Origin of the sequence: Paenibacillus sp. GYB006 (assembly GCF_036577645.1) — a bacterium.
In the GTDB taxonomy this organism is placed as follows: Bacteria; Bacillota; Bacilli; order Paenibacillales; family Paenibacillaceae; genus Paenibacillus.
This window is the reverse complement of sequence record NZ_JARBDA010000004.1, coordinates 338,464-364,465: the sequence shown is the minus strand read 5'-3', so window position 1 is coordinate 364,465 and position 26,002 is coordinate 338,464. Positions and strand designations below refer to the sequence as shown.

The 26,002-nt window shown below is 41.8% G+C and carries 26 protein-coding genes; 14 read left to right on the top strand and 12 right to left on the bottom strand.

The window, feature by feature from the left end; translation table 11 throughout:
- Positions 1-90: 90 nt before the first annotated feature.
- From PV403_RS12915 to PV403_RS12895, 5 genes are all read right to left on the bottom strand, one after another.
- Positions 91-741, bottom strand: coding sequence for an amino acid ABC transporter permease (locus tag PV403_RS12915; RefSeq protein WP_332084910.1), 651 nt, complete (start codon positions 739-741; stop codon positions 91-93).
- Between the two features lie 52 nt (positions 742-793).
- Positions 794-1,516 (bottom strand): amino acid ABC transporter permease, encoded by a 723-nt coding sequence (locus PV403_RS12910; protein WP_332084909.1) that lies wholly within the window; start codon positions 1,514-1,516, stop codon positions 794-796.
- Positions 1,517-1,620: 104 nt separating this feature from the next.
- Positions 1,621-2,436: a transporter substrate-binding domain-containing protein gene (locus PV403_RS12905; RefSeq protein WP_213536045.1), complete on the bottom strand. Its 816-nt coding sequence runs from the start codon at positions 2,434-2,436 to the stop codon at positions 1,621-1,623.
- A gap of 32 nt (positions 2,437-2,468) precedes the next feature.
- Positions 2,469-3,197, bottom strand: coding sequence for an amino acid ABC transporter ATP-binding protein (locus PV403_RS12900; protein ID WP_332084908.1), 729 nt, complete (start codon positions 3,195-3,197; stop codon positions 2,469-2,471).
- A 780-nt stretch (positions 3,198-3,977) separates the two neighbouring features.
- On the bottom strand, positions 3,978-4,805 hold the full coding sequence (locus PV403_RS12895; protein ID WP_332084907.1) for an aldo/keto reductase: 828 nt from the start codon (positions 4,803-4,805) through the stop codon (positions 3,978-3,980).
- A gap of 280 nt (positions 4,806-5,085) precedes the next feature.
- Between PV403_RS12895 and PV403_RS12890 the strand changes: the two genes are divergently transcribed.
- The 3 genes from PV403_RS12890 to PV403_RS12880 all read left to right on the top strand — a co-directional run bounded on the left by PV403_RS12890 (position 5,086) and on the right by PV403_RS12880 (position 7,403).
- A complete protein-coding gene (locus PV403_RS12890) occupies positions 5,086-5,214 on the top strand; it encodes a hypothetical protein (RefSeq protein ID WP_332084906.1) in 129 nt (42 codons plus the stop codon).
- A 210-nt stretch (positions 5,215-5,424) separates the two neighbouring features.
- The gene (map, locus tag PV403_RS12885) at positions 5,425-6,165 is read left to right on the top strand and encodes a type I methionyl aminopeptidase (protein WP_332084905.1); all 741 of its coding nucleotides are present in this window, start codon (positions 5,425-5,427) and stop codon (positions 6,163-6,165) included.
- A gap of 197 nt (positions 6,166-6,362) precedes the next feature.
- The gene (locus PV403_RS12880; RefSeq protein ID WP_332084903.1) at positions 6,363-7,403 is read left to right on the top strand and encodes an NADH:flavin oxidoreductase; all 1,041 of its coding nucleotides are present in this window, start codon (positions 6,363-6,365) and stop codon (positions 7,401-7,403) included.
- A gap of 128 nt (positions 7,404-7,531) precedes the next feature.
- On the opposite strand, the gene PV403_RS12875 is transcribed toward PV403_RS12880, so the two are convergent.
- Entirely contained in the window at positions 7,532-8,338 is an 807-nt protein-coding gene (locus tag PV403_RS12875; protein ID WP_332084902.1) for a MerR family transcriptional regulator, read from the bottom strand.
- Positions 8,339-8,460: 122 nt separating this feature from the next.
- On the opposite strand from PV403_RS12875, the gene PV403_RS12870 reads away from it, so the two are divergent.
- Both PV403_RS12870 and PV403_RS12865 read left to right on the top strand, forming a co-directional pair.
- Positions 8,461-8,991, top strand: a complete 531-nt coding sequence (locus PV403_RS12870; RefSeq protein WP_332084901.1) for a GNAT family N-acetyltransferase — start codon at positions 8,461-8,463, stop codon at positions 8,989-8,991.
- Positions 8,992-9,142: 151 nt separating this feature from the next.
- The gene (locus PV403_RS12865; RefSeq protein ID WP_332084899.1) at positions 9,143-10,282 is read left to right on the top strand and encodes a GGDEF domain-containing protein; all 1,140 of its coding nucleotides are present in this window, start codon (positions 9,143-9,145) and stop codon (positions 10,280-10,282) included.
- 647 nt (positions 10,283-10,929) lie between these two features.
- Here the strand turns inward: PV403_RS12865 and PV403_RS12860 are convergent.
- The 4 genes from PV403_RS12860 to PV403_RS12845 form a co-directional block, all read right to left on the bottom strand.
- Positions 10,930-11,811 (bottom strand): carbohydrate ABC transporter permease, encoded by an 882-nt coding sequence (locus PV403_RS12860; RefSeq protein ID WP_213536062.1) that lies wholly within the window; start codon positions 11,809-11,811, stop codon positions 10,930-10,932.
- A 14-nt stretch (positions 11,812-11,825) separates the two neighbouring features.
- Complete coding sequence (locus tag PV403_RS12855; protein WP_442951763.1) at positions 11,826-12,788, bottom strand: ABC transporter permease; 963 nt, start codon at positions 12,786-12,788, stop codon at positions 11,826-11,828.
- Between the two features lie 76 nt (positions 12,789-12,864).
- Positions 12,865-14,460 carry an extracellular solute-binding protein gene (locus PV403_RS12850; protein WP_332084896.1) on the bottom strand — a complete coding sequence of 532 codons (1,596 nt, stop codon included), beginning with the start codon at positions 14,458-14,460 and terminating at the stop codon, positions 12,865-12,867.
- Positions 14,461-14,555: 95 nt separating this feature from the next.
- The gene (locus tag PV403_RS12845) at positions 14,556-16,292 is read right to left on the bottom strand and encodes a glycoside hydrolase family 2 protein (protein ID WP_332084895.1); all 1,737 of its coding nucleotides are present in this window, start codon (positions 16,290-16,292) and stop codon (positions 14,556-14,558) included.
- Positions 16,293-16,442: 150 nt separating this feature from the next.
- Here PV403_RS12845 and PV403_RS12840 point away from each other — a divergent pair, with 150 nt between their 5' ends.
- The gene (locus PV403_RS12840; protein ID WP_191801788.1) at positions 16,443-17,282 is read left to right on the top strand and encodes an AraC family transcriptional regulator; all 840 of its coding nucleotides are present in this window, start codon (positions 16,443-16,445) and stop codon (positions 17,280-17,282) included.
- Between the two features lie 26 nt (positions 17,283-17,308).
- Here PV403_RS12840 and PV403_RS12835 read toward each other — a convergent pair whose 3' ends face one another.
- The gene (locus tag PV403_RS12835) at positions 17,309-18,076 is read right to left on the bottom strand and encodes a GNAT family N-acetyltransferase (protein WP_213536067.1); all 768 of its coding nucleotides are present in this window, start codon (positions 18,074-18,076) and stop codon (positions 17,309-17,311) included.
- A gap of 172 nt (positions 18,077-18,248) precedes the next feature.
- On the bottom strand, positions 18,249-19,040 hold the full coding sequence (locus tag PV403_RS12830; RefSeq protein ID WP_213536069.1) for a polysaccharide deacetylase family protein: 792 nt from the start codon (positions 19,038-19,040) through the stop codon (positions 18,249-18,251).
- Between the two features lie 598 nt (positions 19,041-19,638).
- Here PV403_RS12830 and PV403_RS12825 point away from each other — a divergent pair.
- The 8 genes from PV403_RS12825 (at position 19,639) to PV403_RS12790 (ending at position 25,837) form a co-directional block, all read left to right on the top strand.
- Positions 19,639-20,523, top strand: a complete 885-nt coding sequence (locus tag PV403_RS12825; protein WP_249717862.1) for a M23 family metallopeptidase — start codon at positions 19,639-19,641, stop codon at positions 20,521-20,523.
- 666 nt (positions 20,524-21,189) lie between these two features.
- A complete protein-coding gene (sigY, locus tag PV403_RS12820) occupies positions 21,190-21,669 on the top strand; it encodes an RNA polymerase sigma factor SigY (RefSeq protein ID WP_442951762.1) in 480 nt (159 codons plus the stop codon).
- The gene (locus PV403_RS12815; RefSeq protein ID WP_332084893.1) at positions 21,656-22,069 is read left to right on the top strand and encodes a YxlC family protein; all 414 of its coding nucleotides are present in this window, start codon (positions 21,656-21,658) and stop codon (positions 22,067-22,069) included. The genes sigY and PV403_RS12815 overlap by 14 nt, the downstream gene beginning before the upstream one ends.
- The gene (locus PV403_RS12810) at positions 22,062-22,310 is read left to right on the top strand and encodes a transcriptional regulator (RefSeq protein WP_332084892.1); all 249 of its coding nucleotides are present in this window, start codon (positions 22,062-22,064) and stop codon (positions 22,308-22,310) included. The genes PV403_RS12815 and PV403_RS12810 overlap by 8 nt, the downstream gene beginning before the upstream one ends.
- A gap of 25 nt (positions 22,311-22,335) precedes the next feature.
- The gene (locus PV403_RS12805) at positions 22,336-22,533 is read left to right on the top strand and encodes a PLD nuclease N-terminal domain-containing protein (protein ID WP_213536091.1); all 198 of its coding nucleotides are present in this window, start codon (positions 22,336-22,338) and stop codon (positions 22,531-22,533) included.
- Positions 22,530-23,453 carry an ABC transporter ATP-binding protein gene (locus PV403_RS12800; RefSeq protein ID WP_332084891.1) on the top strand — a complete coding sequence of 308 codons (924 nt, stop codon included), beginning with the start codon at positions 22,530-22,532 and terminating at the stop codon, positions 23,451-23,453. Before PV403_RS12805 ends, PV403_RS12800 begins: the two co-directional genes overlap by 4 nt.
- Positions 23,450-24,229 (top strand): ABC transporter permease, encoded by a 780-nt coding sequence (locus PV403_RS12795; protein ID WP_332084890.1) that lies wholly within the window; start codon positions 23,450-23,452, stop codon positions 24,227-24,229. Before PV403_RS12800 ends, PV403_RS12795 begins: the two co-directional genes overlap by 4 nt.
- A 627-nt stretch (positions 24,230-24,856) precedes the next feature.
- Positions 24,857-25,837, top strand: coding sequence for a LacI family DNA-binding transcriptional regulator (locus PV403_RS12790; RefSeq protein ID WP_213536080.1), 981 nt, complete (start codon positions 24,857-24,859; stop codon positions 25,835-25,837).
- Positions 25,838-26,002 lie beyond the last annotated feature (165 nt).

The window sequence follows — 26,002 nt, the reverse complement described above, 5'->3', positions numbered from 1 at the left end:
TCACTATTTTAACTCAGGTTGATCAAAATGAAATCCAAAGAAGACTCCAAACCACTGTAGAAGTGGAGCTGGAGTCTTCTTTGGGCTGTGTCAAGTCATTCGTGCTTCAAGCCGCCGTGCCACGATGGACAGCGTGTAGTTAATGACGAAATACAGTACAGCTGCGAGCAGCAGGGCAGGGATGACGTAATCGAAGCTCTGACCACCGAGGATCTGCACATTGTGCATCAGCTCCGGCAGGGAAATGATAATCGCCAGTGAAGTATCCTTCAACAAGGAGATGAACTGGCTCACCATTGGAGGCGACATGCGCCGTAAAGCCTGTGGCATGATGATACCTCCGAGTGTCTGCATGTAGCTCAGACCAGAGGAACGGGCCGCTTCCACCTGACCACGTTCAACCGATTTGAGTCCGCTGCGGACAATCTCAGCGATCATGGCGCCTTCAAAAAGACTCAGTCCAACAACCGTGGACCAGAAGACCGACATTTTAATCCCAAGTTGGGGCAACACGATATGAATGAAGAAGATGATCAGCAGCAGCGGCAGATTCCGGATGATATCCACGAGGACTGCCACAACCTGTGACAGGGCGGGGATGCGGGTATATCGAACAGTACCGAGCACGGTACCAAGTACAAAGCTAAATACAATCGATAAGCCTGCCACTTGCAGGGTGATCAGGAATCCTTGCAGCAAGAAACGAAGGTTGGGCCAGGCGTAGGCCCCGCTAAAGTCCATAATCATCGGCCTCCTTCTGTAAGTAGGACAAGGTTTAGGATGACTGTCTGTTTTACATGGTGACCTGACCCGCTTTATTGTTCTTTTTAGGTTTGACTTTGGTACTGCTGGCATCAGCATCACTTTGCCCGAATCGGCGTTCCATATAGTGGACTAGGAAGCTGAGCGGCAAGGTGAGCACCAGGTAGAACAGGGCAACAATGGTGTAGACGCTCAGCGGCAGGAACGTATCTGAATTGATCAGATCGGCAAAATACATCAGATCCATGCCAGCCACGACCGCAAGAATGGATGAGTTTTTGACCAGATTAATAAACTGGTTGCCAATGGACGGCAATACAATCTTGATCGCTTGCGGCAAAACGATCAGGTTCATAGCCTGTACATAGGACAGACCGGAAGATCTCGCGGCCTCTAACTGTCCACGAGGAATCGTCTGAATACCCGCCCGGATTGCTTCGGCAATAAAAGCAGCCGTATAGATGGTCAGACCGAGTGTACCCGAGATGAATCCATCGAGTGAAATACCGAGTGCCGGTAATCCAAGATAGAAGAAAAACACGACGAGCAGCAAAGGGATGTTACGAATAAACTCCACAAAAGCCGTTCCGATCCAGTTGAGCGGTTTGATGGGTGATATCCGAAAGATGGCTATGATGGCACCAAGAATAAAGCTGCCAATCAAGGCCATGATGCTCACCTGGATGGTATTCAAAAACCCTTCCAGGAATCGATCCGAGTGTTTGATTAGTACGCTGAAGTCCAATTTGCCCATGCTCGCGAAGCCTCCGTTCTCCAGAGGTAGAAACGGCGACTAACGTCCTGCCCATGCATGCATAATACAGGCGAAGTCGCCGTTTTAACCATCATTAATCGGGGTTACTCGGGCTTGCTGCCAAGCCATTTCTCATGCAATGTATCATATTCACCGCTGTCCTTCATGCTTTTAAGCAGGCTGTTCACTTCTTCGACGAAGGCAGTATCGCCTTTGCGAATCGCCATACCGTAAGGTTCACTCGTGAAATTGCCGCCAACCAGCTTGTAGTTGTTATCTGTCTGCTGCATGCCGATCAGAATGATGTTATCTGTGGTTAGAGCCTCGCCTTTACCTGCTTTGAGGGCTGTGAAGGCATCCTGATAATTGTCGTATTCGAGCACTTCGGCACTTGGAGCTTTTTCGCGAATGTTTTGCGCAGAAGTCGAACCTTTGACAGCAAGTACCTTCACACCGCTGAGACTTTCCAGACCTGTAATCGTGCTGTCATTTTTCACTAGCAGGGACTGCCCGGCTTCAAAATAAACATCGCTGAAATCCACTTGTTCCTTGCGTTCATCCGTAATTGTCATCGTAGCGATGATGAGATCAATGTCTCCGTTTTGCAGCATTGGAATGCGCGTTTTGGACGTTACTTCTTTTAATTCCACCTTCGTTTCATCTCCAAGAATCTGTTTGGCGAGTGCTTTGGCAATATCAATATCAAATCCTTCGACTTCGCCGCTTGCGGGGTCTTTCAAACCGAATAATTTAGTATCGTATTTGACGCCGGCAATAAGCTTGCCCCGCTCTTTAATTTGTTCAATTGTGCCTTTGGCTTCTGTATTCCCACCAGAGCCACCGCTGGTGCTGCAACCGGACAATACAAGGGATAGAATTAAAACAAACATAAACGACGGCCACTTCAATACATTTTTCATTTGGTAAAAACCCCTTTCAAAATGGATTATTATCAGTGGTGAATCAGACGACTCAGGAATTGTCTGGCTCGTTCTTCTCTTGGGTTGTCGAAAAATTCAGCAGCAGAGGCTTCTTCTACAATTCGGCCTTCATCCATAAAGATAACTCGGTCTGCGACTTCGCGAGCAAAACCCATCTCATGGGTAACAACGACCATCGTCATCCCGTTGTGGGCAAGAGACCGCATAACATCTAGAACCTCCCCGATCATTTCGGGATCCAGCGCAGAGGTGGGTTCGTCAAAAAGCATGATCTTCGGCTCCATGGCGAGACCTCTTGCTATGGCTACACGCTGCTGTTGTCCACCGGATAACTGGGAAGGGTAACTGTCTGCCTTGTCCGCAATACCTACCCGGGTCAGATACTTCATCGCTGTAGAGGCTGCCTGCTCTTTGGGTTGTTTACGCACCTTCATAGGTGCAAGGGTAATGTTATCGATGACTTTTTTGTGAGGATAGAGATTGAAGTGTTGAAATACCATGCCGATGTCACGGCGGAAGAGGTTGATGTCCACCTTTTTCTGATGTAGAGGGACACCACTAACGACAAGTTCACCTTCGGTAATTGTCTCCAGACGATTGATGCAGCGGAGCAATGTACTTTTGCCTGAGCCGGAAGGTCCGATAATGACAACGACCTCTCCTTCTTCAATGTGAAGATGAATATCTTTGAGGACATGAAAATGGCCATAATGCTTCTGTACACCTCTAAATTCAATCAAGAAATCCCATCCTTTCTGCTACGTATGTTTGAAAAGGAATATCTAGGAATTAAATTGGAAGTTGTTTAATCATACATACTCATTAATAGCTACAAACAATGAGTCTCATAGAGCTGAAGTCAGTAATTACGTGAATTAATGATCATGAAACTAAATTTGTTGTTACAAAAGCTGACGTAGGAGAAACTATTCTACTGTTTCTTTACAGAAATTGAAGTACATATATAGAGTATACGGGAAGGGATGCTTACTTTATGACTCTGACCATAAAAACAAACAACATCCAATTATTAATCATACATGGTAAAAAAGCTCAATCTTATGCCATAACGTATTGGTACGATGAGCGAGAATGTGCTTTTCAGTAAGTGTTGCTAATATTTTAGACAGTCCAATCTATTTATAGCTGGAAAGGTTGCTCTGAACGAGGAATATATATTCATATTAGTTCCCACTTGATCGTGGAGAAGGCACTGTATCCATTTGATGGCTTATGAAGTGAGTTTACCTGTCATCTCTATCCGAGATGACATGATCAAAGTACGGGTTATGGAGCAGTAGAGGGATATAAGCAGTACGGTTGAATTGAGACTGGGCGGTAACGAGGAAAACCCAAAAAAATGAAGAAGTGCTCATGTTGGGTATGGATGTCGCTTCGGGGCAATCGCCGCTGGTATTATCCATAAATGAGCAAGCAAAATCCCGATCCGATTGTGTTTGCATCCGGACCGGGATTTTTATGATGTATTCTAGCTTAAATTGTATGTTGTGTAATCGAGGTTAAAAGTTAAAGTTATCCGGATCGGAACCAAAGCGCTTATTCTCGTTCAATTGATTAATACGCTCGATTTCTTCCGTGGTCAGCTCAAAATCAAACAGGTCCGCATTATCGCGAATGCGCTGTGGTGTAACGGATTTAGGGATGGTAACTATATTATTTTGTAGATCCCAACGCAGAATAACTTGTGCTGGTGACTTGCTGTACTTGGCAGCGATGTCCTGTAGAAGCGGATGCTCGAGCAATTTTCCCTGACCCAGTGGAGACCAAGCTTCGATCTGGATCTGATGTTTGCTGCAATACTCCCGAAGCTCCGTTTGGGTCAACAGCGGATGGAGTTCTACCTGATTCACAGCAGGTTTAATCGTGCTATCTGTCATCAGGTCTTCTAGATGGTGGATCTGGAAGTTACTCACCCCAATGGCGCGAATGCGTCCTTCCTTATGGAGTTTTTCCAGCGCTCTCCATGTATCTTTGTACTTGCCTTTGACAGGCCAGTGAATCAGATAAAGATCTAGATATTCGAGGCCCAGTCGTTCCATGCTTGCTTCAAAAGCTGCCAGTGTGGATTCGTAACCTTGGTCCCCGTTCCACACTTTAGTGGTAATGAACAGATCCTCGCGGGCGATTCCGGATTCACGAATACCTTGGGCTACACCTGTTTCGTTGTTATACGCTTTCGCTGTATCGATACTGCGATAACCTGCCTGAATGGCCGTTTTGACGGCTTCAACTACTTCTTCTCCATCCTTAACCTTAAATACACCAAAACCCAGCCAAGGCATTTTAACTCCATTATAAAGTGTTGTTGTGTCCTGCACATGTTTCATGGTCCGAAATTCCTCCTCTGATTTGATTTATTATTCCATTATGTAATTACTCTGCTGAACGCCAGCCGGTGGGAATAGATGGCTGCCTGTACTTGATTATACTAGAAAAAAAATTATAATACCGACCTGTTGCAGAAATAGTTAAAATGGGTAATGTGACGAAGCAGAAGAGGAAGCAGTTAAATATCTCAAAAATAGATATGAACTGGATGTCGTAATCACGAATAAAGAATTGTTACCTGAAATGGCGCTCGATTCTATTGCTATGGAAGGACATGTTATGGAACAGGAAGCTCAAAAATTTACGATCTCGTATGACTATGTGGATAAAGAAATCGAAAACTTTGGCATGAGTCCAGCAATTAAGAAAGTAATTATAGCAAAGGGATATGATCCGTTAATCAAATAATAATTCAGGCCCAAAGTGAAGATTGGAGTGCTGCTTTTTAAGGTGACGAGGTACATACAATAAGATATATAGGTGTAGAAGAGAACGTCGAGAATATTTCATTTCTATTTAAAAACGTTATAAAAAGTTGCTAAGAATCGCACCTTTGGATATGATAATCTAATACTTAATATAGGTTTAATCGATGGTAAAGGAAAGTGAGTAAACGAAATGATTGCAAAAACAGAAGAAGACTTTAATGGTTTGAAGGAAATTGGCAGAATAGTTGCTTTTATTCGAGATGAATTGGTAAAAAGAACAGTTCCCGGCATTACAACAAAAGAACTTGACGATATAGCCGGAGAACTTTTTAAGAAAGAAGGCGCAGTTTCAGCTCCAAAAAGTGAATATGATTTCCCTGGCTATACTTGCATTAGTGTTAATAAAGAAGTGGCACATGGAATCCCGGGAGATCGGGTTATTCATGAAGGCGATATTGTAAATGTAGATGTATCCGGCTCAAAGAACGGTTATTTCGCGGATACAGGCATCTCATTTGTAGTTGGCGAAGGAGATGAAGTGCTGACTAAAATTTGTGATGTTGCCAAAAAAGCATTTGAAGCAGGTCTGAAAAAAGCAAAACCTGGCTCCAAAAAAAGCGGAATTGGAAAAGCAGTATTCCTAACCGCAAAACAGCATGATTTAACGGTCGTCAAAAACCTTACAGGACATGGGGTTGGACGTGCGATCCATGAAGCACCTGACCATATTTATAATTACAACGATACGACGGACGATGAGCTATTAAAGGAAGGGATGGTTATCGCATTTGAACCATTTATCTCAACCTTAGAAGAAGAAGTATATCAAAAAGATGATGGATGGACCTTCGCTACAGAAAGAAGCTATGTAGCTCAAATTGAACATACGATTATCCTTACTAAAAATGGTCCTATCATCGTCACACTTTAAAGTTCAAGAGGTCGATTTCCAACCCGGAAATCGGCTCTTTTTGTTGTCGTTCCTTGACAACCCATATCTAATCCTTTCAATTGTATGCATGTGCATGTATATAATTGAAGATAAACGGATGGATTCATATGCATTCATCGAACTCATCTTTTTACATATCACTGCTAGTAATTAATATTCAGTCGGAGGTTAATGAAATGTCTTATACAGAATCTGTACAACCCTTATTCCGTCCATATACTCTAGGAAATCTTACACTATCGAACCGTATCGTGATGGCACCAATGACACGAAATCTATCTCCTAATGGGATCCCTGGGCCAGACGTAGCTGCATATTACCGCCGAAGAGCAGAAAATAACGTTGGTCTAATCGTGACAGAAGGCACGATTGTTGATCATGCGGACTCATCTTATCAAGAAAATGTTCCTTTCATTTATGGTAAGGAAGCATTAGAAGGTTGGGCAAACGTAGTTTCGGAAGTACATGAAGCAGGAGGGAAGATCATTCCTCAAATCTGGCATATGGGCGCTAGAAAAAATGTTAATGATTATTCTGAATCTGAAGTAGTTGAGATCGTAAATGCTTTTGCTCAAGCAGCTTCTAATGCAAAACGCACTGGGTTTGATGGCATCGAAATCCATGGTGCACATGGCTACTTAGTTGACCAGTTCTTCTGGGAGAAAACAAACGAACGCACAGATCGCTATGGCGGCAGCCTGGCTTTGCGCACACGTTTTGCTGAAGAAGTTGTTAAAGCTTGTCGTGATGCAGTAGGTCCTGATTTTACGATTATACTGCGTATTTCGCAGTGGAAAGAATCCGACTTTACCGCTAAACTAGCAAGAACTCCTGACGAATTAAAACAATTCCTCACACCACTAGTTGAAGCAGGAGTGGATATTTTCCATTGCTCTACTCGCCGATTCTGGGAGCCGGAATTTGAAGGGTCCGATTTGAACCTTGCAGGTTGGGTTAAACAAATTACGGGAAAACCAACGATTACTGTTGGCTCGATTGGCTTGGACGGTGATTTCATTTCACTATTCAAAGAAGGTAAAGGTGCTAGTAACGTAGGGATCGAAGGTTTAGTTCAGAAGTTGGAAAATGATGAATTTGATCTGGTTGCTATTGGTAGAGCCTTATTAGTAGATCCTGAGTGGGCAACTAAAATTCGAGAAGAACGATTGGATGACTTAGTTCCTTTCACAGCTGAAGCGCTTAAGACACTGTATTAATTAAAAAATAGGCTATAAAAAAAAGGCTGGGAATTCTCCAGCCTTTTTTTGTTGAGATATACAAATTGATACGCTAACGGGCAGATCGCATAACTAATGGATCTGACTTGCACCTGAGGTCGACACTTTTAAATCTCGATTCTCACCTGAATTTCTGTTAAAAATTCTTCACTATTTATTGTATCTCTATTATCAATTTCATATATTTCAAAAGGGTCACCTAATATCGGGTACCCTTTTTCTTTTGCGAAGTTTAGAACATCAAGTATTCTGTCTGAGCTCTGACGATAGTCTCCTCGGTAGTAGAGAGAAAGGTATTCGCCGGCAGGAAGAACAAAATCATATTCTGACTCATCATAATCGAGAATAAAAAAGACTGCGTTAAATACCTCTTTTTCACCCTTATATAGGTCTTCAACTGATACGGATGCACCAAAGAGTTGATTGCCGAAATCACGAATTTTGCTTTCATGCTTTTTGTGTAGCTTTTTAATAGCAAAATCCATCTCTTCATCCCGGGTAATACGGGTATCTAGATGCAAGCAAGGTCGTTCCGGAAATGATTTGATCGAGAATTCACCAGTTGTCATTTGCATCGCTGTAGTTAGTACATGTATTCTTTCCTGAATCATCCGTTGTTTCGTCTCAAGACTACGTAGCTGTTCACTAACTAGATCTTTTTCTTTATGTAATAAATAAAGAGTGTTTTCAATACTTTGATGATCCAAATAATCTTTTATTTGCTGCATAGTAAAATCCAATTGGCGAAGATCGCGGATCACGTTTAACTTGTATATGTCCTTCAGTCCGTAAAGCCTATATCCGTTCGTGTCACGACGAGGTACAAGCGCACCTATCTTTTCATAATATCGCAAAGAATCTACACCGATTCCATATAGCTTTGATATTTCATTGATCTTATAATACTCTTTCAATATATTTCTACCTCTCTAAAATACTCACTCATAAAAGCTTGACCTTAGTATTATACCAGGGTTTAGTGTGATTTATGCAAGTTTGATATATCATAAAACACAATGCAGCTGGAGTGAATGTTTTGATACAACAAGAGAAATTTGATCAAGTATTTGACCTAATGAAAGCATCCTTTCCTGAGAGTGAGTATCGCGATTATATAAATCAAAAAAAGTTACTGTCCGATCAGCGTTATCACCTGCTTACAGAAGAAAATAAGCAAGGCGAAGTAATTGCATTTCTTGCAGGATGGGAATTTGAGACTTTTAGATACGTAGAGAATATTGCCGTTTCTCCATCGATTCGGGGAGGAGGAATAGGGAAACAATTAATGGAACGATTTATGCAGCAGTCTACTTTGCCAATTGTTTTGGAAGTCGAGGATCCTCAAGATGATTTACAGAGAAGGAGAGTTCGTTTTTATGAGCGTCTTGGATTTTGTTTAGGTGAATTTAAGTATGTTCAACCGCCCCTGCGGAAAGGAATACCCGGTTTACCTTTGTGCATTATGAGCTATCCAGAGAAACTGACAGCATCCCAGTTTGAACATGTGAGAGATGTACTTTACAGAGAGGTATATAACTTACACCAATTAAGTATCCCAAAATCGTAGCATAGATCTAGAATATGTTATCCGTCTTTTATCTCACATCGAAAAAGGATTTTAACATGAGTTACATAGAAACTCTATTAAAGTAACAGACCATAGGCAAGAAGAATGGTATATTTGATGTTGAGAACACAGATGATTGGATGGGAACCCGTTGATAAATGAACAAGGACTGTTTGACGATGTAGGAAAATGGCAGAGAAAGATTCTAAACGGCTATTGGATTGTGGTCTTGATCTCCTTAGTAGCTGAGATCGTTGCCCTTATAATTAAGATAAGACTTGAACCGGAGAGCGTGCCGTATTACTTGATTTATAAAATGTTGATTCCTACCAGCGTGCAAGTCACTCTTGTCACAGTGAATGAACTAATGGAGCGGTACTATAAGAAATCTTCCCCCTTACTTACCATCTTAACGGGTACCCTGATTGGTGCTGTTCTGATTTACGGCAATATGAGGGTAATCGGCATACAGTATGTCATGATGATTCCCATGTTAGTCGCAGCCTTTCACTTTAGTAAAAAGTACTTAACCTTCGCTTTTTTAATGGTGATCGCTGAGCTCGTAATTATGTATATCATGTTTCCATTAATTTGGACCCATATGACAATATTCGAACGGTTTGCCCTGTTCTATATACTGACCGGAGAATATTTAATCCTGATCCAACTACTTCACAGAGGGAATGACTTGCTGGAAAGACTGGTCAGGACTTCGCGCTCTGAACGTGACTTATTGATCAATAACACCATTATGGAACGATTAAGCAAGACTGACGCGTTGACAGATCTATATAACCACAGGACCTTTCAAGAATATCTGGATCATTTGATAGAACATTGCGACACGAACAAGATGCCTCTCCAAATGGCGGTGATCGATATTGATAATTTTAAATCTATCAACGATACTTACGGACATGCGGTCGGAGATATCATCTTGAAGAGAGTAGCCGGCATACTGCAGCAGTCGCTAACTTCGGATGAGATTATTGCCCGCTATGGTGGAGAAGAATTCGCCATTATATTTCCCGAGAAAACGTTAGAGCAAGCCTTCGAGATCTGTGAACGTGCTCGTGAATCGATCCACCTGCTTAATCACCTCGAAATGGAAGATCGCCGGGTCACGGTTAGCATCGGGCTCTCTGGATACGTTCATGGTATGGAAAAATCACAGTTTTTTAAGGAAGTAGATTCCTTGCTCTATGTAGCTAAAAAGGAAGGCAAAAATAGAACTGTCTATCCGCGTGACAACGAACTGCCCGTTCCTTTTGGCGGACGTATGAGCTTTTAATAGATGCTGTAGTTACACCGGTTGTATTTAATAACCTCTTATAAGGATAGTTCTTTGAAATGGAAAATGATAAAAAAGGTGTATTGAGGTATACTCAGTACGCCTTTTTGCATTTGCTTGAGGGTATAAGGGATGATTTTTGAAGAATATACTAACGGTTGGGCTTGTTTATATAAAAAGTGACAATCTTGAATATGAGGAGGCCAATCTCCTGTGAATTTTAATATAGTCGATTTATCGACTGGATTCGTTATTGAAACGTCCGGTGTGTATTCAGGTAGTTCTATCAAATACGTTTTGAAATATCCCCTTTTTATTAAAAGAAATTGGATCTGTCCCTAAGGTTTGAAGACTATGTTCAGGGGCAGGGTACAATGATAGTTCAAAGCGGGACGAACCTTATGTTGAGCTTTTAACTTTTTCGGAAACGAGAAAGATGGGTACAGACTATTTCAGTTTCTTTCATCTTACTGGAATGCTAACGGGAAACCTTAGCTAAATACACAAAAGGAGCAGTTGGCCGATTGGCAGCTGCTCCTTTTGTATTAGGCTAATTTCCATGTGTTTTTTCCATCAGTGCCCTTGAATGTATCGCGCTTAGGTAAGGTTGGTTCCGTATATTGTTCAATCTCTAAAACAGTAATTCATTATTCTTTGAGAGCACCAATCATAACGCCGTGCACAAAATATTTTTGCAAAAACGGATATAGGATTAAGATTGGCAATGTAGAAACAATGATCGTCGCGTACTTTATCGTTATTCCGATATCTGTGCGATCGCCGGTAGCTGCTCCTGTCATCATACTATCTGTGCTGTTGGAGATTAATATTTCTCTAAGTACCAGCTGAAGAGGGAATAATTCCCGGTCACGTAAATAAATCAAAGCACTGAAATACGAATTCCAATGTCCGACAGCGTACCATAAAATCATAACGGCAATGACGGGCATAGATAGAGGGATAATGATCCTGACCATTATTACCCAGTCATTCGCCCCATCGATGCGTGCGGATTCTTCCAAACTGGGCGGAATGCCTTGAAATGCGGTTCGCATAATAATTAAGTTAAAGGAGTTGATTGCTCCTGGTAAGAGAAGTGCCCATGGTGTATTTAACATTCCAAGATTGTTAACTAGCAGGAAAGACGGAATAAGCCCCCCACTGAACACCATCGTGATGACAATATAAAACATGATGTGGTTCTTGAAATAAACATTACGACGGGAGAGAGCATAAGCACCGAGCGTTGTCATAATCAAGTTGATAGCTGTACCTACAATCACATAGAATAGCGTATTCCGGTAACCTGTTGTAACCATGGGATTTTCCAAAACCGCTTTATACGCATCCAGACTAAATCCTAAAGGTGAGAACAGCATACCGCGAAATTGAGCCATTTCCGTAGGATTACTAAGTGATGCAAACAGGATATAAATAAAAGGATATAGTGTAACGAAGCAGAGTAACAGCATAAAGCAAGTATTAAACCACGAAAACACAGTTTCGCCCAAAGAACGTTTATATGTCATTATTCACGTCCCCCTTACCACAATCTATGTTCGCTTACACGCTTGCTAATGGTATTGGCCACTACAAGTAAAATGAAGCTGATGACAGAATTAAATAAGCCTACTGCAGCGGAATACCCAAAATCTGCACCAAGGATACCTTTTCGGTATACATAGGTCGAGATAACATCAGCGGTTTCATACGTAAGCGGGTTGTATAGCAGTATAATTTTTTCGCTTCCCACAGCAAGGATAGACCCTATATTCAGGATGAGCAGGATCACAATCGTAGGCATAATACCTGGGATTGTAATATGCAGGGTTTGCTTCCAGCGTCCTGCGCCATCAATTCGAGCAGCATCGTACAGCGTAGGATCGATTGAAGACATTGCAGCCAGATAAATTATAGAACCCCAGCCAATCCCTTGCCAGATACCAGAGGATACATAAATCGAGCGAAACCACCCCGGATCTTGCAGAAAAGCAATCGGCTCAATTCCAATAAAACCGAGTATATTATTGATCAATCCATCGCGGGCAACAAAGTCGACAAGCATTCCGGCAACGACCACAATGGAAATAAAGTGAGGGAGATAACTAATCGTCTGTACGATTCGTTTGAAGAAGACAAGTCGAATTTCATTGAGTAATAGAGCTAGGATAATAGGAGCAGGAAATGCAAACAACAACTCATAGAAGCTAATCATTAACGTATTTCGGAGAAGTCGCCAGAAGTAAGGGTTTTCAAAAAAGTTCTGAAAATGGGTGAAACCGACCCAAGGACTATCCCACACCCCTACGGCTATACCGAAATCTTTAAATGCAATGAGCAACCCATACATTGGGCCATAATGAAAAATGCCATAGTAAATAATAACGGGAATAAGCATTAAATAAATATAACGATTACGAATTAAATCTTTCTTGATAATCGTTCGTTTGCGATCCACCGGCATTCTGGCTGCTTCTTGCACAAAATTTCTATTTAATTCAGGCATGAATTCTCCTCCCGGTTATCCGGAATAGGGTAAGAGGCCTTTACGCCCTATTCCGGCATGGTTATCAGAGCAATACTTATCGGCTGTTGTATCGATCTAAAGCTTCTTGTTGAATTTGTATCGCTTCATCAATACCTAAACCTTTTAGCATTTCTACATATTTATCGAAATCATCGAGCGTTTCTGTGCCCATAATAAATTTCAGAATCTTCTCATCTTTAAATGTATTTAAGTCAGTCATAATCGAGGAATATCGACTGCTATCTTCTGCAGCGATTGTAATAGGAGGCATTTTTTTCTCCTGAGTAGTACCGGACCACAACTTCATGGCCTCTTGTTGTTCCGGCTTGGTCGTATACTGCTTCGTGTGACGAACATCTTGCACAAAAGGACCTGATGTAGCGCCCATAATGTGCTTTCTAAAGGCTTGGGAAATCGGCAGTCCGTCAGCATTATTTAAAACCGCATCCGTATACTGTGGCTCACCGTCAACTAATTTGTAGGTTTCTCCTTCTTTTCCGAAATTCATGGTGAGTTTCCCTTCATCACTGTACAAGTAATCCAGGAATTTCACAGTTTCAACTACGTTCTGGTTACTTCCGGTGATGCCTGCGAAGATACCGGTAACGGGGTTATCCATATGCCCAAAGACGGGCTGTTCTCCAGAATTCAAAGTCGGATAAGGGGACCCGACAATTTGGAAATCCGGTTGGCTCACTTTCATTAAATCCATGTATTTACCGATTCCACCATTCAGGAACATTACTGTCGAACCTACCTGATTGCCGGTTATTTTGGCGTCTGTCATTTTGGCATCTGTTGTCGCGAAATCCTTGTCTAGCAGTCCTTCGTTATACCACTTGTTCATTGTGGCCAAGTATTCTTTAAAACCAGGTTCGATTGGCCCGTATTTGACGGTATTATTCTCTTGGTAGAAATCGTTTGGTGTCCCGAAAGCACCAGCAAAGGCTAACTCTCCAGCCGGTATGAGAATCGGAATTTCATCCGCTTCTCCATTTCCGTTAGGATCTTGTTCTTTAAAAGCTTTCAAAACGGTGTACCATTCATCAATTGTCTCTGGTACAGACAAATTCAATTTATCCAGCCAATCCTTACGTATCGCCGGTCCGAGGAACACCTGTTGAGTCACATCTTCACGAATGAATGGGAAGCCAATAAGATCTCCATCGTCTGTAGAAGCCATTTTTCTCCATTCCGGATTCTCGTCTAGCAGTTTGGATAAGTTTGGGGCATGCTCCAAATAATCATTTAGTGGAATCAGCTTCTTATCTCTAATTGCTTTTTGTGCTCCACCGGGGTAGGCGTTCCATCCATAATCCACAACATCAGGCATCTTATTGGATGCGACCATTAGATTGAATTGTTCACCAAGCTGACCTTGAGCGGGGTGCTGAAAATTTACTTCAACCCCAGTTTTGGCCTGAATCTCCTTCCAGGCTGTAACTTCTCCATAACTCTTCATAACGGCAGCGGCATCGGGAAACAAATCCACCCAATAGGTTAAACTCTTTAATGGTTCATTCTGCTCTTTTCCAGCGGGTCCTGTCGACTCCGATCCCCCTCCACTGCATGCGGCAAGTGTAGTTGTAAGCAGTCCTAGCATCGTGAAGACAACGGCATACCTTCTCATCTTTCGTGTGTGCATGAACATGAACAAATCGCCCCTCTCAAAAGTTATATTCAGCAATTTGAAATGACGCATCTTCATATGGCGGGGCCATCCCTGATGAGATAGCCCCAGGTGAGTTAGCTCAATGTGGAGCCCCAGTCGTAAGGATCATTATGGTTTGTGTAAATCCCCTTGACTACACGATAGGCAAGCTTTGGTTTGCGATATTCGTTGACAAGTCCTTTGTTGTTGAAGGATCGAGCCCGGTCTCTGAAATGGGGAAGATGACTCTGCATCTGAGCTCTTGTATCTGCAAATTGCCATACATAGGTTCCGCTAATCTTCGGATCAGATCGGAAGAGTTTCAGCGACTTGCCGAGCAGGTCAGCTTGATAATCCTCACTGAATAGGCGGGGTTCCCAGCCCGAATCCCCATATACGCCTGCTCCGCCAAATTCAGTCATAAGCACCGGGGTGTTCTCGGCTCCATATTCCTTGCAGCGCTCATGAAAGACTTCGAGCATGTCTTTGAATTCAGCATGTCCGAAATACCATCCGCCATAGTAGTTAATCCCGATGACATCGAAGAGTCCAAGACAGATGTCTGTCATAGGATGCATAGTGGCATAAGTCACGAGCCTTGACTGGTCCTTGCTCTTAACGAGTTCTGTCATCTTAATGGACAGCTCATAAGCTTGTTCGGATCGTGTATCAATTTCATTATGGACAGACCAGAATAGAATGGAGGGATGGTGAAGATCCCGATCAATCATCTCACCCATCATGGTCATCGCTCGTTCTACGAAGAGCGGGTCGTCAGTCTCCTTCGCTGGAAATGCAGCACCCCATATCGGAATTTCACTCCAGAAAATGATGCCCTGCTCATCCAGCAGATCAATCCAGTATTCACTCTGAGGATAGTGCGAACCACGTACAGTGTTACATCCCATCTGCAGGATAATGTCAAGTTCCTTGGTCATCAATTTGTTGGGGAAAGAAAAGCCCCAATCGGGGTGCTCTTCATGGCGGTTAACGCCCTGCAAGTACAGCTCCTTGCCGTTTAGAAGAATCTTCTTATTGCGGGTCTCTACGGTTCGAAACCCAATTCGATCTGTCTTGTCATCTTTGCCGACAACGGCTCTAATCATATAGAGGACAGGATCTTCCGTATCCCACCGCTTCAGATCTGACCAGTTTTGTTTCACAACGAGTTCTATGTTACCTTTGGCAGGAAGGTAAGCGCTGTCAGAATAGCATATCTCGTTGTTTCGATAGATGGTCACAGGCACTTCTGCAGGTGTATCCGATAGGGATTGAAGCTTTAGCAGGATTTGAACATCGCTACTAGAATCTCCAGTCATATCATAGGTGATGCTCATCCCATCCATCCAGACATCAGGTAAGCGCTGAAGCTCTACGGGGCGGATAATTCCACCGTAATGAAACCAGTCCACAATATGGTAGGGCAAAGTATTATGCTCCAGTGTACTATCTGTGCGGACAACAAGCTCGTGAACTCCTGCAGTGACATTAGGAATTACAAAATCAAAAGGAGTAAATCCACCATAATGGTATCCCAAATGTTGTCCATTCCAGTACACGTCAGCATGACCCATTACTGCATGGAACAGTAAACGCAGATGGCTGCTATCTTCAACTGTGATCCAAGTTCGATACCACGCTACTCCTTCGTAATCATATTTGCCGAGTTCATTATTCCAACAGGCTGGTACGGGTACACGATCATGGTTGGAAGGGAAGTTTGTGTGCCACTCTTCAGATAATCCAATATTGTCATTGTCAAAAACGAAATCCCATAGTCCATCAAGCAATTGACATTCTCGTAGTCGATGCTGCTGAAATGTCCGTATCATATTCATCATCTCCAATAATTTATGCTAGATCATCAATAAATGATGGTCTTTATGTTCGGAGTTTAGCACTCGCAGCAAGAAAGCGACAATGGCAAAAACAATACTATTCATTTATCATAAATGATACTAATTAGGTTAGGAGGTAACACCATGGAATATGCTTTGGGGAATTTGGTGGTACATATACATTGGGTTATCGCCAAGCCGGCGCTGCCAGGCTGGGAGGATATTCGTCAGACGGTATCCGGGCATACGTTTTACTATATATACAGTGGTAAGGGGGTGTTTCGTTGTGAAAATAAAGATGTAGAAGTAGAGCGAGGCACATTAGTGTACCTTTGGCCGGGGCTGTCTCTTTATATGAAGTCCTCTGAAGCTTATCCGCTTCGAATGACGATGTTGCTCTTCGATTGCGCTTCGCTAAGGAGAATTGAAGAGAATGAGTGGAGTATCCCAGAACCTATCGAGCGAATGCGAATGCCATTTCTACTACAGTTAAAGAGTGAGCATATGGGAAAGATCGGAGAACTGTTTCGGGAAGCGGAAAGGGAGTGGGTTCCGGGGGATTTTGTGCGAGAAGCTCGAGTGAAATCCGTCTGGTATCGCTTGGTGCAAGAGTTACATGAAGCGGCCGAAGCAGGGGGAAGACAGAGCGGTGAGGAAGAAATTACGGCGGCTGTTCGCAGATTCAAAGAGAAACTGGATACCGAATTCGCCGCCGAGTTGCGCATTACTGAATTGGCGGAGCAGACAGGTTTCTCTCCTGTTTATATACGCAGAACCTTTGCAGCTCGGTATGGGCAGAGTCCTAAAGAGTACCTGGATCAACTTCGTAACGAGCATGCGATTCGCAGGCTTCGCTTTACCGGGGAATCCATCACAGAAATAGCGAGTGCATGTGGTTATTCAGACGTCTACCAGTTTAGCAAAACGTTTAAGAAGCGGAACGGTTTCTCTCCGTCAGAATATCGCAGATTGAGAAGAGATTAATACCCGCCCGCATTCAAGAAAAAAAACTATTCAAATACAACCATTTCTCCTACATCTATAAAACCAAATCGTTTATAGATGTTTTTCCCGTCATCTGAAGCCTGTAATACAACTGGTTTTTGTTTATCCTTTGTCTGTTTTAAAAGAAATTGAAACATTTCGCTGCCATAACCTTTGCCTCTAAATGTTTCTTTTGTCATCACATCATAAATGCCATAACTATCTTTGCTTTCTATTAATAGACCAGTAGATACGGTCATTTCATCTATGCATCCAATAAACATTTGAACTTCTGCACCTAATTTTGCTTGTGAAAACTTACTAAAATAACTTTCTAACGCATCTTTTTCTGGTGAACCTGCAAATAAGCTAATAAAAACCTCTTTATATTTCATAAAATCAACATTACTTTTCACAGGAGTAATGATAAGCTGTTGAGCATCATTTTGACCAACATTAAGGGTATTTTCAAGTTTCATCATTACATTACGCTCTGCTTCGTTAAGGTCATATTCTTGCATCAGTTCTTTCCAATCATTATTTAAGAACCGTGCGTCAATCCAAGTACTAAAGGGATAGCCTTTAACAGAAAAGTTATCGATTTCATATCTAATCTTATCTACATTTTTGATATTTGGAGATTTTGGCAATATTATATTGAATGTATCAGTGGGAACTTCTGTATTCGATATGACGAAATCTTCTTCACTTGTAATTTTCCCACTAACTGCATGAGTAAATACTTTTAATTTTTCTTCAAAATTGTTTATCACTAATTGTTGATCTGTAATCATGTTTTTGCACCTTCCAATTTAATTTAGCGCTCTTTTTTAGTATAACGTCAATTAAATTCTAAATAAACTGAATTCTTAGTATTTATATTTCCTAGAATTTTAAGAAAACTAGCGTATATAGAGCGACATTTGAATCGAATGCTTCTTTAATCATTAGCTAACGGGCATGATATCAAGGGAATTTTCGAACAAAAGAAGCTATTGACTGACCGCCGGGTATTCGAACACGATGGAGAGTTAAGTAGCCCTGTGTTTTCTCGGCGTAACCATGTTTTGTTGTTACGGCAAATTCAAATCCAGCACGCTTAACAAGCTTTATTACATTCTGATTGTATTCACCGGAAGGATAAGCAAAAGCAATTACGGGGTGTCCCAATCTCTCCTCCAACCTTTGTTTGGCTCCCGAAATTTCGTCTACAAGTTGTGACTGATTACTTTTTGTCAAATCTACATGATGCCGTGTATGCGCGCCAATTTCAATGACACCTGATTGTTCCATTTCCTTCGATTGACTCCAATTGAAGTGATTGGGTGAACCAATATAATCGCTGGTGACGAATATTGTTGCTTTCATTTGAAGTTTTTTTAAGATTGGATAAGCGACTGTAAAATTATCTAAATAGCCATCGTCAAAAGTAATTAAAATCGGTTTATCAGGGATCGATTGATTCGTCTTCCAACTCATTAAATCCTTGAAAGTGATTGTATTATATCCTGATTTTTTTAAATGTTCCATTTGTTTAAAAAACACCTCAGGAGGTACACAAAGTGTATTAGACCCATTAATGCTAATCGAATGGTACATCAAGATAGGAATAGATTCTGCGTTAACTTGAGACATAGATTGAATTTCTAGTGCAGATTGTTTTTTCCCGATTTGTGATTGGAGAGGAGGATTAGCTTCTTGTTCCCATCCGCTGATTAATGAACTAATTAACAAAAGAAAAATATGTATAATATGCAAATTTATTCAACCTCCAAATATATCTTAGCATTGTAGAATAAGAAACAAGGAATGATTCGAGTTTCCGCTAACAGAGCACTATAGTTGAATCATGATATAAAGATAAGAGGGGGAATTGAGTGAGAAATTTGACGAAACCGACAATTATAAGTTCATTAAATAACAACGTCAGAGGACAAGAACCTACACACATAAGAACTTTCATCGTTAGCCGAAGTTGAAATATTACTAAATAGAGCCTTATAAAGCTAACGAGCAGCATAGCTCAATATTTTCACATGAAAACTCTGCATAATAGAGCTATTTACTAAGGCCGTGGATAAGATGCTACATACTTGGTTGGATAAATTATTCCCAATCTTCTTTAACAACATGCACAAGTACTGTCGAGGGAAAGAACATGCTCTCATTTACCGATTAGACATGTATCTAAACGATGTATGCACGTTAATCCATTAAGCTAACGAGTCGGTTAGCGAAAGAAGGATTTTATAAAAACAATAGAGAATAATTATTATTTGCTAATAAGTACCTCTAACTATTTAAAACGAAGGATAGGTTCGTAATTTTTCATATTTTTAATAAAGGGTGAGCTTAATTGAAGGCAGTCATTCGAAAGGTTGGTTACATAAAATGCATATCAATCGGATTCCTTCTATTATTATGGATTAGTGTATTTTTAATTGGAGGTATCGTTGCCACATATTCATGGACACTACTAAAACTAGTTTTGCCCTTTGTCGGTATACTGGGATTGTTAATGAATTTAGTCATTTTTATTATTTTATTATTTAAAAGAATAAAAAGTTTAAAGTTAGCTTTTAATGTAATAGTAAATATACTAATGGTTATTCCTATACTTATGACTATGAACATGATTCCTTTTGCTTATCCTAACACAGCTGAACACGCCCAACCGTCCGTCACTGTGTATTTTCCTTTAAAGGAACAGACAGTCGTTGGTTGGGGTGGAAATAATGTTAACGACAATTTACCGCATGCTGTATGGTCATCAGAGAGATGGGCATATGATTTATTAATAGAACCATTTAACATCAATAGTGATAATAACGAAGATTATGGTATATGGAATAAATTAATTTATTCACCTGTTTCTGGTTTAGTAATTTCCGCTTATGATGGTGAAGATGATATTACGCCGGGCTCAGAAGATTTTAAGTCATTGGAAGGTAATTATGTATATATAAAAATAGAAGAAACAAATACTTACCTTTTACTTAACCATTTAAAAAAAGATAGCGTAATAGTGAAGGTAGGAGATGAAGTGAAGCCGGGTGATTTATTGGGGCGTGTAGGGAATAGTGGTTCATCTTCAGAACCCCATTTGCATATTCATCATCAAAGACAAAATCCAATCAAAACTATACATCCTGTATTAGCTGAAGGACTTCCTTTGTATTTTAAAGATATAAATGTTAGTTCAATGCCAAGAAAAGGTGAGATTATAGTTCCCAATTATTAAAGGATTATAATTAAAATAATCAAATTCATAGACCCAAATTTACATATACTTTAACAGAGATTCTAAGGGGATTTACATACACTGACGGAAGCGTTGATCCAAGAAGGATTAATGCTTTTTTGTTTTATTCCTTATTGTAAAACGGGGTAGGTTAGCTGAAGAAGGAATAAATGGACTTAATGAGAAGATGAGATTCACCAAAATATAATGATAAACTCACCAATGCAGATAATCGCTCATTTGACTAACGGGCAGTTTGACGCAATTGAGAGTTTAGGTTAATACAAACATGCGTATCATTATATGATTCGCATGTTTGTTGAATTATAAATTGAGTTTTTGCTGTTCATGATAGCTGCCTGGGGCATATGGAAACCTATTTAAGCCCTTGCTTATTCATTAGTCGGCCAATGATAGAAGGTAGTATAGGAATAGACACAACAGCGGCTACGAAAAATGAGTTTGAGTTATTGATAAGGACATTCTTACATTTTTTTAGGATGTAGTGAACGATTTCCTGTACTTGTTCGTAATATGTTTGATTGCATGAGTCGCGTACGTACGGATGTGGTCATATGGCAAATATGAAACCGAGGAAAGGAGCAGAGACTGCAGTTGGAAGAGCACAAGCTAATAAAACGCGCGCAACGCGGGGATAGTCAGGCGATGGCGCAACTGCTGCATGCCCACTACTCCTTTTTAACAAAGTATCTCATCAAAATGACGATGAATCCTGAGATGGCCGAGGATGTGGCGCAGGAAACCATGCTGAAGTGTATTGAGAAGATTCATCAATATAACGGAAAATCGAAGTTCTCTTCATGGATGATTACGATAGCTACCAGGATTTATATCGATCAGATGCGTCGCACTAAGGTAGAAAAGCAGTGGAGGGACCGGGAGCAGGCATCTCGGCGAACAGAGTGGCAGATCAAAGCTCAGCATGAGGAATGGACTGATGCGATGCAGGCTTTGTCCAGGCTGGGGTACGAATGGCGGCTGCCGATTTTGCTCAAGCATTATTACGGCTATAGCTATGATGAAATCGCAGACATGATGGACATTCCGCCTGGGACGGTTAAGTCCAGAATCCATCATGGATTACAGCAGTTAAGAAAGGAGCTGGCGACAGATGAAAAGGAATAAAGGAATGCGGGAACGAACTGCCGATCTGAATGAGAAGAATCATACGCATGGTGAAGGCTTCCACGAAGAATCATCTGCAGAGGATCAGGTTCTAATCGCTGAGCTGCTGCATGGATTCGATCAGATGGAGCTGGCCATCCGGAGTCCGGAGCCGCCGCCACTGCATGAGCTGGAGCAGCTTGTCGCAGCTGAGCAGCAAAGGCTTCGCAAACGTGCAGGCCTGGAAGTTGTACTGTTTATGATCATTGCTCTAACTTTAATAGGAAGCAATATTCTTTTGGCATCTATGAACATTGTTGTATTTGTCGCCATTCAGGGGCTGGTCTTTGTCGGTGCGATCGCGTTTGCTGTACGATTTTTTTATCGCTCGAAGAAGAAGGTGAAATCCAGCCATGCATAAAACAAATCTCGATACGGTTCCCGTATGGGTCTTAATACTTGTCGCCTGCATCCTGCTGATACAAAGCCTATTTTTGTTCATTCATTCCCGCCGTCATACAAAATACTACTGGATCTGGGGGATCGTGGGACTGATCCAAGCTCCTGGACCGCTTATTGCCTATTGGATTGTTCATATTTATTTGCCGAGAAGAAAAGAACTCCGGAAGATAGGGAATGATCGCAATCAACCATACGAATAAGAGGGGGGAAACACTCATGGATACAATGAATTCAAGCATACCTTGGAATTTGATCATGCCTATCATCGTCTTGCAGTTGATTTTGGCTGTGGTGGGATTGGTATCATTATATAAAGCGGAAGCAACTCGCGGACCGAAATGGTTGTGGGTCATCATCATCTTGTGCGGTAACATTCTGGGATCAGTCGCTTATTTTGTCTTCGGAAGGAAGGATGCATCATGACCCGGACTTTGTTGCAGGTAAAAGATTTATCCAAGCGCTTTAAAGAGCGTGAAGTTGTCAACGGAATATCGTTCAGTATCACCGAAGGCAGCTGTGCCGCTCTACTCGGACCAAACGGTGCCGGTAAAACAACGACGATCAATATGCTGGCTGGATTACTTCAGCCGTCAGCAGGATCGATTGAGCTATTGCTAAACGGAAGACCGACTACGGACCGGCGGCCATATATTGGCTTTTTACCGCAAATGCCCGTGTTTTATCCTTGGATGACCGGAGCTGAGTTTTTGCTTTATGCCGGAGAGCTTGCCGGGTTGACAAGTCGTGAGGCCAAGAGGGAGACCGACAAGTGGCTGGAGGCAGTAGGTATTCGGGACGCGGGTAAGCGCAGGATCGGCGGCTATTCAGGCGGAATGAAACAACGTTTGGGGCTTGCCCAGGCACTCATTCATAGGCCGAAGCTGCTCATTCTCGATGAGCCAGTGTCAGCACTCGATCCCACAGGACGCAAGGATGTACTGACTCTGCTCCGGGACATTCGCCGGGAGACGACAGTCCTATTTTCCACACATGTGCTGCATGACGTAGAAGAGGTTTGTGATGAAATTCTCATGATTCATAATGGAAATATTGCCCTTCAAGGCAACCTTGAACATATTCGCCGAACATATAGCGAGCCAGTGATCAGCCTAGAGGTTGACGGGGACGAGGCATCACGGTCCTGGTTGACCGCTATCTGCAGCAAGGATTTTGTCATCTATTCGGAAGTTTCCGGAGGACGTGCGAAGCTCAGGGTCGCGAACGTTGAACAAGCTTCCCTTACACTTATGGCGGACGCTGTATCCCAACGCATTGTGATCCGTTCGCTGGAAGCAGGTCATAGCACACTCGAAGACTTGTTTGAGAGGGTGGTGCAATCGTGAGGCAGTTCATATTGTTTTTTCGTAAAGAAATGCTTGAGATGGGGCGCAGCTATAAATGGTTGTGGGTGCCGATTGTGTTTTTGATGCTGGGGATCATGCAGCCAGTGGTGACACGTTTTTTGCCGGAAATTTTAGAATCTGCTGGAAATATGCCTGAAGGCATGACGATTACCATGGAGCTTCCTACTGGAACAGAAGTGATGGCACAGACGCTTAGTCAATATAACTCAGTCGGACTTATGATCTTGGTGCTGTCCATCATGACAATGATTTCTGGTGAGCGTCAAAGCGGGGTTTCACAGATGATTTTTGCAAAGCCGGTGTCTTACGTATCCTATGCGGCAGCGAAGTGGGCAAGCATGCTGTCTCTTGTCACTGTGTCTTTCGTTCTTGGCTATGCGGGGGCTTGGTATTATACTGTGCAGATGATCGGAAGCGTCGAGACCGGGGCAGCCATAAAAGCAGGACTCCTCTATTTGCTCTGGCTCTGGTTTGCCGGATCGCTTACGCTGCTCATGAGCTCTCTCCTGAATTCTGCAGCAGGTATCGCCTTCGTTAGCTTAGCGGTGGCAATACTGCTGTCCATTGCTTCCCAATGGCTGCCATCGTTTACGGCCTACAGTCCAGGTTCTTTGCCGCAAATATCGATGCAGTGGCTGCAAGCAAGCGATAAATCTACGAGTGCTTTGGGCGCAGCCATCCTTTGTTTGATATGCATTATGGTCTTTTTTATGATCGCAGTCTATCAAGTGAAAATAAAGAAATCCAAAGTATAACAGTCATTAGATACAAAATAGTAATGCTAATAAGTATAACCCGCCTGCATATCCGAATGACTCTGTAAAAACGACGTAAGTACGCTCGATGAATGGCGCATCCTTTTGGAACGTCCACGGAATGGCTGATTGGTTACAAACTGGTAACCAATGCAAATGCTCTTCGCGGCTCAGTAGCGTGGTGACTGTGTTGTTTGAACGCCAGGTTCATTGAAAGTTAAAGCATGATCAAGACGGATTAATTAACTTTTTGTTTGATGATTTTAAACAGATATGCAGTACCTGTCGTAGTAAATAATATACGAACAGGGCACTGCATATCTGTTTTTTTGAATACAAGCATCTCTCAGACATCTATATATCCAAATCGCTTATATATCTCATCAACTGAAGCCTTTAAATGATAATCCTAGCCATAATTATGGTTAAGGTTGTTTTTGTATTTTTGAGCTATTTCCATTTTCAAAAAAGATCTACGAACACTATGAATGTTCAAACTGACCGGTTGCTTTTTTTTGCAGCTGTGGAGATTTCAAGGGATCGCATATCGGAGAAAAAGCAAGTATACTGTTATCATCATTTATATTTATTCGTGACAGATTTATAGGTAAAGAGAAGGGATAATTAATGAACAAAACCATATCAGATATAGCCTCGATTGCTGGCGTAGCAAAGAGTACAGTATCCCGTTATTTGAACGGAGGTTCAGTAAGCGAAAACACTCGCAGAAAAATTGAACACGTCATTAAGGAGCATCATTATGTTCCTAATACCTTTGCACAAAGTTTGAAGGCCAAAAAAACAAATATTATAGGGACTGTAGTGCCAAGATTGGACTCCTTTGCATCCTCACAAACATTAATAGGCATCGATGAAGAACTGCGAAACGTTAACTATCATATGTTAATCTCTAATACGAGTCAGGATTTTGAGAGAGAAATTGAGGCAATCTACAATTTTGCAAGGCAGAAGGTATCCGGAATCATTTTGCTTGCAGCCCAGGTGAAGGATGAACATCTGATAGCGATAAAAGAGTGCGGGGTTCCTGTACTGCTTGTTGGCCAACAGCATCCTGATCTTCACAGCTTGATACATGATGATTATAAGGCGGGTTATATGATGGGTCGTCATATTCTTGAAAAAGGACACCGCCGAATTGCATATTTAGGTGTGACCGAAAAAGATATTTCCGTTGGCGTCCAGAGAAAAGAAGGATTTAAAAAAAGCTTGGAAGGCAGTTCTTGTTATGTACAGTATTATGAAACCGGATTTAAAATGACGGAAGCTATGGTGACCGCCGCTCATATATTAGAGGAATATGATCCTTCCATTATTGTTTGTGCTACGGATAACATTGCGCTTGGCGTCATGAAGGCAGCGAATGTAAAACAAATCAATATTCCTGGGGATTTATCCGTTACAGGATTTGGAGGCTACGATGTCACTGAGATTATTCATCCGGCCTTAACTACGGTACAATTTCAATATAAAGAGGCAGGAAAGCGCGCTGCCCAGAATATTGTAAGACTGGTGCGAGAGGAAGAAATTGAAGACGTTACGATGATGGATTTCATCTTGCTTGATCGAGAGAGCGTTGACAAACAATAATTTCCTGCTTTATAATTCTAAAAAAACGGTTTCATGATTTTTTCTTGCTCAGGAACGAATTATGAAACTTATTTTTTAAATCGTTTGGAACCGGTTCCGTTTTTTTAATCTCTTTTGGAACCGGTTCTACTCAGAACTTATTCAATTCATTAGGTGGAGATTTAT

Bases quoted from the DNA above. Each gene is read 5' to 3' on its own strand.
- PV403_RS12905 (WP_213536045.1), bottom strand. From the start codon at position 2,436: ATGAAAAATGTATTGAAGTGGCCGTCGTTTATGTTTGTTTTAATTCTA.
- map (WP_332084905.1), top strand. From the start codon at position 5,425: ATGATTGCAAAAACAGAAGAAGACTTTAATGGTTTGAAGGAAATTGGC.
- PV403_RS12880 (WP_332084903.1), top strand. From the start codon at position 6,363: ATGTCTTATACAGAATCTGTACAACCCTTATTCCGTCCATATACTCTA.
- PV403_RS12890 (WP_332084906.1), top strand. From the start codon at position 5,086: ATGGAACAGGAAGCTCAAAAATTTACGATCTCGTATGACTATGTGGAT.
- PV403_RS12810 (WP_332084892.1), top strand. From the start codon at position 22,062: ATGCATAAAACAAATCTCGATACGGTTCCCGTATGGGTCTTAATACTT.
- PV403_RS12790 (WP_213536080.1), top strand. From the start codon at position 24,857: ATGAACAAAACCATATCAGATATAGCCTCGATTGCTGGCGTAGCAAAG.
- PV403_RS12850 (WP_332084896.1), bottom strand. From the start codon at position 14,460: ATGTTCATGCACACACGAAAGATGAGAAGGTATGCCGTTGTCTTCACG.
- PV403_RS12835 (WP_213536067.1), bottom strand. From the start codon at position 18,076: ATGATTACAGATCAACAATTAGTGATAAACAATTTTGAAGAAAAATTA.
- PV403_RS12840 (WP_191801788.1), top strand. From the start codon at position 16,443: ATGGAATATGCTTTGGGGAATTTGGTGGTACATATACATTGGGTTATC.
- PV403_RS12855 (WP_442951763.1), bottom strand. From the start codon at position 12,788: ATGCCTGAATTAAATAGAAATTTTGTGCAAGAAGCAGCCAGAATGCCG.
- sigY (WP_442951762.1), top strand. From the start codon at position 21,190: ATGGCGCAACTGCTGCATGCCCACTACTCCTTTTTAACAAAGTATCTC.
- PV403_RS12895 (WP_332084907.1), bottom strand. From the start codon at position 4,805: ATGAAACATGTGCAGGACACAACAACACTTTATAATGGAGTTAAAATG.
- PV403_RS12860 (WP_213536062.1), bottom strand. From the start codon at position 11,811: ATGACATATAAACGTTCTTTGGGCGAAACTGTGTTTTCGTGGTTTAAT.
- PV403_RS12805 (WP_213536091.1), top strand. From the start codon at position 22,336: ATGAATTCAAGCATACCTTGGAATTTGATCATGCCTATCATCGTCTTG.
- PV403_RS12800 (WP_332084891.1), top strand. From the start codon at position 22,530: ATGACCCGGACTTTGTTGCAGGTAAAAGATTTATCCAAGCGCTTTAAA.
- PV403_RS12915 (WP_332084910.1), bottom strand. From the start codon at position 741: ATGGACTTTAGCGGGGCCTACGCCTGGCCCAACCTTCGTTTCTTGCTG.
- PV403_RS12815 (WP_332084893.1), top strand. From the start codon at position 21,656: ATGAAAAGGAATAAAGGAATGCGGGAACGAACTGCCGATCTGAATGAG.
- PV403_RS12845 (WP_332084895.1), bottom strand. From the start codon at position 16,292: ATGATACGGACATTTCAGCAGCATCGACTACGAGAATGTCAATTGCTT.
- PV403_RS12910 (WP_332084909.1), bottom strand. From the start codon at position 1,516: ATGGGCAAATTGGACTTCAGCGTACTAATCAAACACTCGGATCGATTC.